Here is a 13,079-nt window from a genome sequence, read left to right as displayed (position 1 = left end):
GTTGGGAGAGGGGAGATGCAGATGCGTGCTTTACTTATAATCCTGGCCGAGTCATGAAGCTCTCTTATAACTGAGCATTTCTGCCGGAAGGAACGCGTATCGTCTGCTACAATCGCGCCTCATTTGTTGAAGGGACAGCATTTTCACATGGTTTCAGAAATTAAAACCACAGAAGCGCCCGCGCTACGTCGCGAACTTAAGGCGCGTCACCTGACGATGATCGCTATCGGCGGTTCAATCGGTACAGGTCTTTTTGTTGCCTCTGGCGCAACAATTTCGGCAGCCGGCCCGGGTGGGGCACTTTTCTCTTATATCCTGATTGGCCTGATGGTGTACTTCCTGATGACCAGTCTGGGCGAACTGGCGGCGTACATGCCGGTATCCGGTTCGTTTTCGACCTACGGTCAAAAATACGTTGAAGAAGGCTTTGGCTTCGCGCTGGGCTGGAACTACTGGTACAACTGGGCCGTTACTATCGCCGTTGACCTGGTCGCCGCACAGCTGGTGATGAACTGGTGGTTCCCGGACACGCCAGGCTGGATCTGGAGTGCGCTGTTCCTGGCGGTGATCTTCCTGCTCAACTACATCTCCGTGCGTGGTTTTGGCGAAGCGGAATACTGGTTCTCTTTGATCAAAGTGGCAACCGTCATCATCTTTATCGTCGTCGGTGTGGCGATGATCGTTGGTATTTTCAAAGGCGCTCAACCTGCAGGATGGAGTAACTGGAGCATTGGCGATGCGCCATTTGCGGGTGGATTCTCGGCCATGATTGGCGTGGCGATGATTGTCGGCTTCTCCTTCCAGGGAACCGAGCTGATCGGGATTGCTGCCGGTGAATCCGAGAACCCGGAGAAGAACATTCCACGCGCGGTGCGTCAGGTATTCTGGCGTATCCTGCTGTTCTATGTGTTTGCGATTTTGATTATCAGCCTGATCATTCCTTACACCGATCCAAGCCTGCTGCGCAATGATGTGAAAGACATCAGCGTTAGCCCGTTCACGCTGGTCTTCCAGCATGCCGGTCTGCTCTCCGCCGCGGCGGTGATGAACGCCGTTATCCTGACCGCCGTGCTCTCAGCGGGTAACTCCGGCATGTACGCGTCTACCCGTATGCTCTACACCCTGGCATGCGACGGCAAAGCGCCACGCATCTTTTCTAAGCTGTCCCGTGGCGGCGTACCGCGTAATGCCCTGTATGCCACAACGGTGATTGCCGGTCTGTGCTTCCTGACCTCCATGTTTGGCAACCAGACGGTGTACCTGTGGCTGCTCAATACGTCCGGTATGACGGGCTTTATCGCCTGGCTCGGGATTGCTATCAGCCACTATCGCTTCCGCCGCGGTTACGTTATGCAAGGTCATGACATTAATGACCTGCCGTATCGCTCAGGGTTCTTCCCGCTGGGGCCTATTTTCGCCTTCATTCTGTGCCTGATTATTACGCTGGGACAGAACTATGAAGCGTTCCTTGCGGACCGTATCGACTGGGGTGGTGTAACGGCGACCTACATCGGTATTCCGCTGTTCCTGATAATCTGGTTTGGTTACAAACTGACGAAGGGGACGCGCTTTGTTCGCTACAGTGAAATGGAATTTCCGGGACGCGTAAAACAATAACCGCACTTCCTCTCTTTTAGCCCGCTCGGTTGAGCGGGCTTTTTTATTGGCGATCAGAAGCTGTAGGTCATGCCGACAGTGTAACGGCGGCCATCAAGTACGGTATCGTAAGTCTCGTAATCAATCTGTTTATCCAGCACGTTATACACGCCTGCGGTTACCAGCAGGTTCTTGTTGGCGTTATAACGCAGACCCACATCAACCTGCGTGTAAGACGGTGTGCCCTGTGACATTGAGGTTCGGCTGAGATACTCAGAAGATTTGCCGCGGAAGTTCAGGCGGCTCCAGAAGCCCACATCCTGCGTAGCCTGCCAGTCCAGCGTGGTGTTGAACATATGCTTAGGCATTTTATTCAGCGGCTTACCGGAGAACTGACCGCTCTTCTGCTCGGATTCGGTATAGGTGTAGTTAGCCGTCCAGTTAACATCACGGGTGATTTTCCAGCCGAAGGTGGATTCCACACCGCGCATGTTGGCTTTATCGACGTTGACCCGGTCGCTGACAAAATCGTAGGCATGGCCGCCAATCGTACAGGCAGGGTCGGCACTGCTGTTACAGCGGCGTACTTCAGTGATTTTGTTTTTGAAGTCGGTATTGAACAGCGTAACGCCGGCGTTAAGACTGTCATTGTTATCCCAGAGCAGGGCGATCTCTTCGCTCAGGCTCTTCTCCGGCTTGAGGTCCGGGTTACCCACGATCATGCCATCCAGCCGACCGCCGCCCGTTGCCTGACCCCAGTTGGCGGAGGACTGACGCAGATCCGGTGCACGGTAGCCGGCAGAAACGCCCCCTTTTAACGTCCACTGTTCTGCAAGGTGCCACACCCCATAACCGCGAGGCGTCCAGTTGGTGCCATAGTTCTGGTCTTTATCCATACGCAGACCACCGGTCGCCGTGAAGCTATCGGTCATCGCCCACTCATCTTCAGCAAACAGCGCCCAGCTCCAGCGCGTCAGTTTGTTGAGCCCGTCCGCCGCCTCAAGCTGGTTACCGTTGTCACGCAGCTTCTCATAGCGATACTGGCCACCGAGGGTCAGGGTATGGTCGCCGAGGAAGATCTGGTTCTGGTTGTTGAAAGTGGTGTTATACGAACGCATTTTGCGAACCGGGTTATTGGTCTCTTCCTGCTGGATGTAGCTGGTAGTGTTGAAGTCGCTGTAGTAACCGCTGTGGGTAAGGGAATAGGTCGTATGTTCGTAGCGGGTTTCGCTTTTGCTGTTTGGCGTGCAGGTTGTCCCGCGGCAGGTTTCAGTCGCTTTCGACTTGCCCGGCGTGCTGTTTCGGTCCTGAAGTTCGCGGGCAAAATCGAGGTCAAAATCGTTCTGCTCGTCCGGGGTAAAGTTCAGCGTGATCCCGCCGTTACGCATTTTCTGCTCATTGAAACCGTTCAGGATCTGATCTTCCGCGCGACGTGAGAGCAGGCCTGTCACTTTTGCACCGAGCAGTCCGTCAATTAACGGGCCGGAAGCGTAGGCGTTGGTCTGGAAGATATCCCCGGAATCATGGTTCTCCTGGAACGTGGCATCGCCGTGTAACGATCCGGTCCAGGCTTTGGTATTCGAGACTTTTTTGGTAATGATGTTGATTACGCCGCCCATTGCATCTGAGCCATAGAGCGATGACATGGGCCCGCGGATCACTTCGATGCGCTCGATAGACTCCAGCGGCGGTAGCCAGCCTTGCTCAATGCCCGAGTTATCGCTGTTCGGGCGCGTGCTGCGTGTGCTGACGCGCTTGCCATTGACCAGGAACAAGGTGTATTGGGACGCCATGCCGCGAATGCTGATATCGCTGCTGCTTCCGCCGCCCGTGACGACGACGCCCGGGACATCTTTTAGCGCATCGGTCACATCGCGGTAAGCCTTGTCTTCAATCTGCTGCTTTGAAATGACGGAGATAGAGGCTGGGGCATTCTGGATTTTTTGCTCAAAACCCGTGGCGGTCACCACCACGGTATCCGGGTCGGCTGCGTGAGCAAGAGGGGAGAGCATGGCGGCGCTGATGGCAACAGCCAGTAACGTAACGCGTGGTATTGTCATTTGAACATTCCATATCAAAAAGAAAAACACTCCATCGGGTAACCCTGAGAACTGTATGTATTTGTCTTGTAAGAACTCTTTGTGATGGAGAAGAGCCTGGAATTGTACAAAAGAATGTGAAATTGTAAACACAAATGATAATCGAAATCATTTGTGTTTTGGTATTGGTTAGTGAAACTGGCTTTTATTCAAAGGGATAGGGTTTTGAGACCCGGCAGACGGAGCGCCACCGGGCAAGAAGGGAGGAACTTACTTAAACAGATGCGCCGCATGGAAGCGGAGATGATCTTCAATAAATGACGCCATAAAGTAATAGCTGTGGTCATACCCTGGCTGGATACGCAGCGTCAGCGGCCAGTCCTTCTGGCGTGCCGCTTCGGCCAGAACCGCAGGTTGTAGCTGACCGGCGAGGAACTGATCCGCATCGCCCTGATCGATCAGCGTCGGGATGGCGTCCCCCGTGTTGCTGGCCAGCATCAGCGCACAGCCGTCCCACGCCTGCCATTTATCTGTGTCACTGCCCAGATAATGGGTGAAGGCTTTCTGACCCCATGGCACCTGGGTGGGGTTCACAATCGGGGCGAATGCCGACACGCTGGTGTATTTTCCCGGATTTTTCAGCGCCATTATCAACGCGCCGTGTCCACCCATGGAGTGTCCGCTAATGGCGCAGCGGTCGCTTACCTCAAATTCGGCCTGAACCAGCGCAGGCAGTTCGTCACGAATGTAATCATACATGCGGTAATGACGTGCCCAGGGCTGCTCTGTCGCGTTCAGGTAGAATCCGGCGCCTTTGCCCAGATCGTACCCGGCATCATCGGCGACATCATCGCCACGCGGGCTGGTATCAGGCATGACCAGCGCAATCCCCAGTTCAGCCGCAATACGCTGCGCGCCCGCTTTGGTGGTGAAGTTTTCGTCGGTACAGGTTAAACCGGACAGCCAGAACAGCACGGGTGGCTTTACGCCCGTTTCAGTTGGCGGCAAAAAAATGCTGAACGTCATGGCACAGTTCAGTACGCTGGAGTCGTGCCGCCAGCGCTGCTGTCGACCTTCAAAACAACGATGCTCTTCGAGCAGTTCCATGCAGGGCTCCTTAATACGAATGGCTATTCACTCGGCCCATAATACAGAGTTTTCATTTACCTGTGAGTAACTTTCACTTTCGCAGGACGGTAAGATGCGGCATCATAAATTAACTTTTCTTTAACAATTGGAGCGGTCATGGCGCTGCGTATCGCGCTCAGTGGGTTTGTGGTTCTGGTGGTAGCGATGGGGATAGGGCGCTTTGCTTTTACCCCTCAGGTGCCGCTAATGATTGCCGCCGGGCAACTCACGCTCACCAGCGCGGGCCTGGTGGCGGCGATGAACTATCTGGGCTATCTGGTGGGAGCATGGGATGCAATGCGTGCGCACCGCTTCGTTGAAACACGCCTCTGGTTGGGTATTTTTGGTGCAGTTGCGCTGACGCTGCTTTCCGCTGCGGCTGATAACGCCGTGGTACATGGCCTGCTGCGCTTTGTGATTGGCTGCATGAGCGGCTGGTCGATGGTGCTGATTGCCGCCTGGACCAACGAGCGGCTGGGACAACTGGGGAAACCGGGTCTCAGCGCCGCGGTATTTGCCGGGCCAGGTGCAGGTATTGCGCTCAGCGGGCTGCTCGCCGTCTATATCCAGGCTAAGGCGCTCTCCGCCGGTGCAGCATGGCAAATCTACGGCGTGCTGGCGCTGGTGCTTATCGCGCTGGTGGCCCGGTATCTGCCGCGGGCGGGTCAACTTCACCGGCCAGGCAGCGCACCGGAACCGCTCGTCCTGACGAAGAATTTAAAGCGCCTGGTCTGGAGCTACAGCCTGGCCGGGTTTGGCTATATCCTTCCGGCGACTTTTTTATCGCAAATGGCGGCCGTGCGTTTTCCCGGCAGTCTGTTTGCCCAGTTTGTCTGGCCGATATTTGGTATTGCCGCCGTGGCGGGCATTGCGCTCAGCATCGTTTTACGCCACACCTCAACCTCAAACCGCAGGTTGGCTATCGTATTGTGGTTGCAGGGGGCCGGCGTACTGGCAGCCTGGCTGCTGCCGGGGATTGGCGGGTTACTGACCGGCGGCTTGCTCGTTGGGGGCGGGTTCTTGTGTGCCGTTCAGCTCTCTTTACTTTATGGGCGCGAACTGGCACCAGATCACACGCGCTACATGGCGGGACTGCTTACTACCGGTTATGCCATCGGTCAGTTGATTGGCCCGGTAACGTCGGCGTTGTCGACGTGGCTCACGCACCGACTGGAGCCTGCGCTGGGGCTGGCGGGCGTCGCGCTGTTCATCGGCGGCGCACTGGTCTGGGATCGTCAGGCCGAAAGGCAACAGCAATTGCAATAATTATCGTCGTGAATACTGGATTATGTGCGCCGCCTCACGCACAATGAGCGCACACTTTTGCCACAACGAGGGCAAAAGACGCCACACCTGCAGGAGAAAAGAATGCCATCACTCAGTAAAGAAGCAGCCCTGGTTCACGAAGCTCTGGTTGCGCGTGGTCTTGAAACGCCACTGCGTCCACCCGTTCAGGAACTGGACAATGAAACCCGTAAGCATCTGATTGCTGGGCATATGACCGAGATCATGCAACTGCTGAATCTCGATCTGAGCGACGACAGTCTGATGGAGACGCCGCACCGTATCGCAAAAATGTACGTTGACGAAATTTTCTCCGGCCTGGATTACGCCAATTTCCCGAAAATCACCGTCATTGAAAACAAGATGAAGGTAGATGAGATGGTAACGGTACGTGATATCACGTTAACCAGTACCTGTGAACACCACTTCGTGACCATCGACGGTAAAGCGACCGTGGCTTATATTCCTAAAGATACGGTGATTGGTCTGTCGAAGATTAACCGCATCGTGCAGTTCTTTGCTCAGCGTCCACAGGTGCAGGAGCGTCTGACGCAGCAGATCCTGACCGCGCTGCAAACGCTGCTGGGCACCAATAACGTGGCAGTATCTATCGACGCCGTTCACTACTGTGTGAAAGCGCGCGGCGTGCGTGATGCCACCAGTGCGACTACCACAACGTCGCTGGGCGGTCTGTTTAAATCCAGCCAGAACACCCGCCAGGAGTTTCTGCGCGCCGTGCGTCACCACAACTAATCTGACAGGGCAGGCTACATGGAGCGAAACGTCACGCTCGATTTTGTTCGAGGCGTCGCCATTCTCGGTATCCTGCTGCTTAACATCAGCGCCTTCGGCTTGCCGAAGGCGGCGTATCTCAATCCTGCGTGGTATGGCGACATCACCCGCAGCGATGCCTGGACGTGGGCCATCCTCGATCTCTTTGCCCAGGTCAAATTCCTCACCCTGTTTGCCCTGCTGTTTGGCGCGGGCCTGCAGCTACTGCTCAGGCGCGGCACGCGCTGGATCCAGTCGCGTCTGACATTGCTGGTGATCCTCGGCTTTATTCACGGGCTGTTCTTCTGGGATGGCGACATTCTTCTCGCCTATGGCTTAGTCGGGCTGATTTGCTGGCGGCTCATTCGCGATGCGCACAGCGTAAAAAGCCTGTTTAACACGGGCGTGATGCTTTACGTCATGGGCCTTGGCGTGCTGTTACTGCTGGGGATAATCTCCGGTGATGCGGCAAACCGTTCATGGATCCCCGATGCCGCCAACCTTCAGTACGAGCAGTTCTGGAAGCTGAAAGGAGGCACGGAAGCGATAAGCAACCGTGCGGATATGCTTGGCGATAACCTGCTGGCGCTGGGGGCGCAGTATGGCTGGCAGCTGGCAGGGATGATGCTGATGGGGGCATCACTGATGCGCACCGGCTGGCTGAAAGGGGAGTTTTCCCTTCGCCACTATCGCCTGACGGGAGCCGGGTTAATTCTTCTCGGCGTGCTGATTAATCTGCCGGCCGTGATCATGCAGTGGCATCTGCACTGGAACTACCGCTGGTGTGCGTTTCTGCTTCAGGTCCCGCGCGAGCTGAGCGCGCCCTTCCAGACGATTGGCTATGCGGCACTCATTTACGGCTTCTGGCCACAAATGTGTCGTGCATGGATTGTCAGTGCCATTGCCTGCGTAGGCCGTATGGCCCTCAGCAATTACATTCTGCAGACGCTGATATGCACCACGCTTTTCTATCGGTTTGGCCTGTTTATGAAATTCGACCGGCTTTCGCTGCTGGCGTTTGTTCTCCCGGTCTGGATGGTTAACCTGGCGTTTTCTGTTCTCTGGCTGCGTTATTTCCGCCAGGGGCCGCTGGAGTGGGTGTGGCGTCAGTTAACCGCACATGCTTCAGGGGTATCATTGAGAAATACATCCAGATAACGATCTGGATCACAATCATTAACAAAACGGATGTAAACGTTTTCATCTGTGTGAGCTTCTTCACGTAGTCCCCTTTCTCTCGCTGCCAAAATAGCCACCTTGCTAAACACAGGGGGTGTCTGTGAGTTGCTGCAATCCTTTGAAGGATGGTGAATATGATCACCATTCGTGACGTCGCCCGTCAGGCGGGTGTTTCCGTGGCTACCGTCTCACGCGTGCTGAACAACAGCGCGCTGGTCAGCCCTGACACCCGCGAAACCGTAATGAAAGCCGTGACCCAGCTGGGTTATCGCCCTAATGCCAATGCGCAGGCGCTTGCCACGCAGGTCAGCGATACCATTGGCGTGGTGGTGATGGATGTCTCTGATGCCTTTTTCGGTGCGCTGGTTAAAGCGGTAGACGTTGTCGCTCAGCAGCATCAGAAATACGTGCTGATTGGCAACAGCTATCACGAGGCTGAAAAAGAGCGTCATGCGATTGAAGTGCTGATCCGCCAGCGTTGTAACGCACTGATTGTGCACTCAAAAGCTTTAAGCGATGACGAGATTTCCGGGTTTATGGAGCAAATCCCGGGCATGGTGCTGATCAACCGTATTGTGCCAGGGTATGCCCACCGCTGCGTCGGGCTGGATAACGTCAGTGGGGCGATGATGGCCACCAAAATGCTCATCAACAACGGGCATCAGCGGATCGGTTTTCTGGCCTCCAGCCATCATATTGAAGATGATGAGCTGCGGCGCGAAGGCTGGCAAAACGCCCTTAAAGAACAGGGTATTACGCCGTCTGAAAGCTGGGTTGGAACCGGAACGCCGGATATGCAGGGCGGGGAGGCGGCGATGGTGGAGTTACTGGGCCGTAATCTGCAGCTGTCTGCCGTGTTTGCCTATAACGATAACATGGCGGCCGGGGCGCTGACTGCGCTGAAGGATAACGGCATTGCGGTGCCACAGCATTTATCGTTGATTGGTTTTGATGATATTCCCATTGCCCGTTACACCGACCCGCAGCTGACCACCGTGCGTTACCCCATTGCCTCTATGGCCAAACTGGCCACTGAGCTGGCGTTACAGGGGGCGGCAGGGCTGCTGGATCCGGGCGCAACACACTGTTTCATGCCGACTTTAGTGCGTCGACATTCTGTCGCTGCCCGGCAAATTGTGGTTCCGATCACTAACTGATTACATCAGCTGATGTAACCGTTTTCAATCTGTGAGTAAATTCACAGTATCTTAACAAGGCGCTGACTATGATGTCAGCGTTTTAGGGGCTGAAACGCTATGTAACAGTGATTAATCACTTTCACCATAGCCAATGTGCCGCAAACAACGAATAAAACGCATTTCTGGAGCGTTACCGAACACGGAAGATAGAAATTTTATAAGTGAACTTCGGCTGTCAGTAACGTTTCATTAACACCTGCCTGCCGATCGTTATTCACAAGAACTACCCTGCATAAAAAAAACCGGAGATACCATGAATAAGAAGGTGTTGACCCTGTCTGCTGTAATGGCAAGCATGCTTTTTGGTGCAGCAGCGCATGCTGCGGATACCCGTATTGGTGTGACCATCTATAAATACGACGACAACTTCATGTCTGTTGTCCGTAAAGCTATCGAGAAAGATGCTAAAGCAGCGCCAGATGTTCAGCTGCTGATGAATGACTCCCAGAACGACCAGTCCAAACAGAACGACCAGATCGACGTTCTGCTGGCAAAAGGCGTGAAGGCACTGGCCATCAACCTGGTTGACCCCGCTGCGGCAGGCACGGTCATTGAAAAAGCGCGCGGCCAGAATGTGCCGATTGTCTTCTTCAACAAAGAACCTTCCCGTAAAGCGCTGGACAGCTATGACAAAGCGTTTTACGTCGGTACTGACTCCAAAGAGTCCGGCATTATTCAGGGCGATCTGATCGCTAAACACTGGGCGGCGAACCCGAACTGGGACCTGAACAAAGACGGCCAAATCCAGTTCGTGCTGCTGAAAGGCGAACCAGGCCATCCGGATGCTGAAGCCCGTACCACTTACGTTATCAAAGAGCTAAATGATAAGGGCCTGAAAACCCAGCAGCTGGCATTAGATACCGCGATGTGGGATACCGCTCAGGCGAAAGATAAGATGGACGCGTGGCTGTCCGGCCCGAACGCTAACAAAATCGAAGTGGTAATTGCCAACAACGATGCGATGGCTATGGGTGCGGTAGAAGCCCTGAAAGCGCACAACAAATCAGCCATTCCTGTGTTCGGTGTGGATGCACTGCCAGAAGCTCTGGCCCTGGTGAAATCCGGTGCAATGGCCGGTACCGTGCTGAACGATGCCAACAACCAGGCGAAAGCAACCTTCGATCTGGCGAAAAACCTGGCCGATGGCAAAGGTGCGGCAGACGGTACGACCTGGAAAATTGAAAACAAAATCGTTCGCGTACCTTACGTTGGCGTAGACCAGTCCAACCTGGCTGAGTTTATCGGTAAATAAGTTATTTGAATTGTCTTCACTGGGCGCAACTTGTTGCGCCCTTTTATAACGCGATATGCGAGGCCAACAAGGTATAATTATGGTCAGCACAAATACTCAGTCATCTGGTGAATACTTGTTGGAAATGAGCGCCATCAACAAGTCATTTCCCGGGGTTAAGGCACTCGATAATGTTAATTTAAAAGTTCGTCCTCACTCTATTCACGCATTAATGGGTGAGAACGGCGCAGGTAAATCAACATTATTAAAATGTCTTTTTGGGATCTATCAAAAAGATTCTGGCAGCATTCTTTTTCAGGGGAAAGAGATCGATTTCCATTCAGCAAAAGAAGCACTGGAAAACGGTATCTCAATGGTTCACCAGGAATTAAACCTGGTGCTGCAGCGTTCTGTTATGGATAACATGTGGTTGGGCCGTTATCCGACCAAAGGTGTCTTTGTCGATCAGGATAAAATGTATCGCGACACCAAAGCGATTTTTGATGAACTGGATATTGATATCGATCCGCGCGCCCGCGTGGGAACGTTATCCGTATCCCAAATGCAGATGATCGAAATTGCCAAAGCGTTCTCCTATGATGCGAAAATCGTCATCATGGACGAACCGACATCGTCATTAACGGAAAAAGAGGTTAACCACCTTTTTACCATTATTCGTAAGCTCAAAGACCGCGGCTGCGGCATTGTTTATATCTCTCACAAAATGGAAGAGATCTTCCAGCTGTGTGATGAGATTACCATCCTGCGCGACGGCCAGTGGATTGCCACCCAGCCTCTCGAAGGGCTGGATATGGACAAGATCATCGCCATGATGGTGGGGCGCTCTCTGAACCAGCGCTTCCCGGACAAAGAGAACAAGCCGGGTGAAGTGATCCTTGAGGTTCGCAATCTCACCTCGCTGCGCCAGCCGTCTATTCGCGACGTCTCTTTTGACCTGCATAAGGGCGAAATTCTCGGTATCGCAGGTCTGGTTGGGGCAAAACGTACTGATATTGTCGAAACCCTGTTCGGTATTCGTGAGAAAGCCGCGGGCACCATCACGCTGCACGGTAAGAAAATCAATAACCACAGCGCTAACGAAGCCATTAATAATGGTTTTGCGCTGGTCACGGAAGAGCGTCGTTCGACCGGTATTTATGCGTATCTGGATATTAACTTTAACTCGTTAATTTCCAATATTCGCAACTATAAAAACAAAGTCGGGCTGCTGGATAACTCCCGCATGAAGAGCGATACCCAGTGGGTGATTGACTCCATGCGCGTCAAAACGCCAGGTCACCGCACGCAAATTGGTTCGCTGTCAGGCGGTAACCAGCAGAAGGTCATTATTGGGCGTTGGTTATTAACCCAGCCAGAAATCCTGATGCTGGATGAACCGACCCGCGGTATTGACGTCGGCGCGAAGTTTGAGATTTATCAGCTGATTGCCGAGCTGGCGAAAAAGAATAAAGGGATCATTATTATTTCTTCCGAAATGCCGGAATTGTTAGGGATCACAGATCGTATTCTGGTTATGAGCAATGGTCTCGTTGCCGGTATTGTTGACACCAAAACGACAACGCAAAACGAAATTTTGCGTCTTGCGTCTTTGCACCTTTAAGATCAGGGGCTCCTCATGAGTGCGTTAAATAAAAAAAGTTTTCTCACTTACCTGAAAGAAGGCGGTATTTACGTTGTTCTTTTAGTACTGCTGGCTATCATCATTTTCCAGGACCCTACGTTCTTAAGCCTGTTGAACCTCAGTAACATCCTGACCCAGTCCTCCGTGCGTATTATTATCGCGCTGGGCGTGGCGGGACTTATCGTGACGCAGGGGACTGACCTGTCAGCGGGACGTCAGGTTGGCCTCGCGGCGGTTATCGCGGCAACGCTGCTGCAGTCGATGGAAAACGCCAACAAGGTGTTCCCGGAAATGGCGACCATGCCCATTTTCGTGGTGATCCTGATTGTCTGTGCGATCGGCGCAGTGATTGGTCTGATTAACGGCATCATTATCGCTTACCTGAACGTGACGCCATTTATCACTACCTTAGGCACGATGATCATCGTTTACGGTATCAACTCCCTGTACTACGACTTCGTGGGGGCGTCGCCAATCTCTGGCTTCGACAGCGGGTTCTCGACCTTTACGCAAGGGTTTATCGCGCTGGGCAGTTTCCGCCTGTCGTACATTACCTTCTACGCCCTGATTGCCGTCGCTTTTGTCTGGATCCTGTGGAACAAAACCCGCTTCGGTAAAAACATCTTCGCTATCGGCGGTAACCCGGAAGCGGCGAAAGTGTCCGGCGTCAACGTTGCCCTGAACCTGCTGATGATCTATGCCCTGTCAGGTGTGTTCTACGCCTTTGGTGGGATGCTGGAAGCGGGCCGTATCGGCTCTGCAACGAACAACCTGGGCTTCATGTACGAACTGGATGCGATCGCAGCCTGTGTGGTCGGCGGCGTCTCCTTTAGCGGCGGCGTGGGTACCGTGTTCGGCGTGGTAACCGGTGTCATCATCTTTACCGTAATCAACTACGGTCTGACCTACATCGGCGTGAACCCGTACTGGCAGTACATCATCAAAGGCGGCATCATCATCTTTGCGGTCGCCCTGGATTCACTCAAATACGCGCGTAAAAAATAATCGCC

The 13,079-nt window shown here is 53.6% G+C and carries 10 protein-coding genes; 8 read left to right on the top strand and 2 right to left on the bottom strand.

Annotation, left to right across the window (positions count from 1 at the left end; translation table 11 throughout):
• The first annotated feature begins 147 nt into the window (after window positions 1–147).
• On the top strand, window positions 148–1,617 hold the full coding sequence (locus tag HV242_RS15180) for an amino acid permease (protein ID WP_020883191.1): 1,470 nt from the start codon (window positions 148–150) through the stop codon (window positions 1,615–1,617).
• A gap of 53 nt (window positions 1,618–1,670) precedes the next feature.
• On the opposite strand, the gene HV242_RS15175 is transcribed toward HV242_RS15180, so the two are convergent.
• Together HV242_RS15175 and fghA are read right to left on the bottom strand one after the other, a co-directional pair.
• Window positions 1,671–3,656, bottom strand: a complete 1,986-nt coding sequence (locus HV242_RS15175) for a ligand-gated channel protein (protein ID WP_050737104.1) — start codon at window positions 3,654–3,656, stop codon at window positions 1,671–1,673.
• A 249-nt stretch (window positions 3,657–3,905) separates the two neighbouring features.
• Complete coding sequence (gene fghA / locus HV242_RS15170; RefSeq protein ID WP_044868058.1) at window positions 3,906–4,742, bottom strand: S-formylglutathione hydrolase; 837 nt, start codon at window positions 4,740–4,742, stop codon at window positions 3,906–3,908.
• 138 nt (window positions 4,743–4,880) lie between these two features.
• Between fghA and HV242_RS15165 the strand changes: the two genes are divergently transcribed.
• The 7 genes from HV242_RS15165 to mglC all read left to right on the top strand — a co-directional run bounded on the left by HV242_RS15165 (window position 4,881) and on the right by mglC (window position 13,074).
• Window positions 4,881–6,029 carry a YbfB/YjiJ family MFS transporter gene (locus HV242_RS15165; protein ID WP_032678574.1) on the top strand — a complete coding sequence of 383 codons (1,149 nt, stop codon included), beginning with the start codon at window positions 4,881–4,883 and terminating at the stop codon, window positions 6,027–6,029.
• A 102-nt stretch (window positions 6,030–6,131) separates the two neighbouring features.
• Window positions 6,132–6,800, top strand: coding sequence for a GTP cyclohydrolase I FolE (gene folE, locus HV242_RS15160; protein WP_020883194.1), 669 nt, complete (start codon window positions 6,132–6,134; stop codon window positions 6,798–6,800).
• Between the two features lie 18 nt (window positions 6,801–6,818).
• Window positions 6,819–7,976: a DUF418 domain-containing protein YeiB gene (gene yeiB / locus HV242_RS15155; RefSeq protein WP_050737103.1), complete on the top strand. Its 1,158-nt coding sequence runs from the start codon at window positions 6,819–6,821 to the stop codon at window positions 7,974–7,976.
• Between the two features lie 155 nt (window positions 7,977–8,131).
• Window positions 8,132–9,154 carry an HTH-type transcriptional regulator GalS gene (galS, locus tag HV242_RS15150; RefSeq protein ID WP_020883196.1) on the top strand — a complete coding sequence of 341 codons (1,023 nt, stop codon included), beginning with the start codon at window positions 8,132–8,134 and terminating at the stop codon, window positions 9,152–9,154.
• A gap of 295 nt (window positions 9,155–9,449) precedes the next feature.
• Entirely contained in the window at window positions 9,450–10,448 is a 999-nt protein-coding gene (gene mglB / locus HV242_RS15145) for a galactose/glucose ABC transporter substrate-binding protein MglB (RefSeq protein ID WP_014170907.1), read from the top strand.
• Window positions 10,449–10,527: 79 nt separating this feature from the next.
• Window positions 10,528–12,048 (top strand): galactose/methyl galactoside ABC transporter ATP-binding protein MglA, encoded by a 1,521-nt coding sequence (mglA, locus tag HV242_RS15140; RefSeq protein ID WP_020883197.1) that lies wholly within the window; start codon window positions 10,528–10,530, stop codon window positions 12,046–12,048.
• A gap of 15 nt (window positions 12,049–12,063) precedes the next feature.
• Window positions 12,064–13,074 carry a galactose/methyl galactoside ABC transporter permease MglC gene (mglC, locus tag HV242_RS15135; RefSeq protein ID WP_014170905.1) on the top strand — a complete coding sequence of 337 codons (1,011 nt, stop codon included), beginning with the start codon at window positions 12,064–12,066 and terminating at the stop codon, window positions 13,072–13,074.
• The last annotated feature ends 5 nt before the right edge of the window (window positions 13,075–13,079 follow it).

This window comes from Enterobacter sp. RHBSTW-00593, assembly GCF_013784105.1.
In the GTDB taxonomy this organism is placed as follows: Bacteria; Pseudomonadota; Gammaproteobacteria; order Enterobacterales; family Enterobacteriaceae; genus Enterobacter; species Enterobacter ludwigii.
This window is presented reverse-complemented; position numbering and strand designations above follow the sequence as displayed.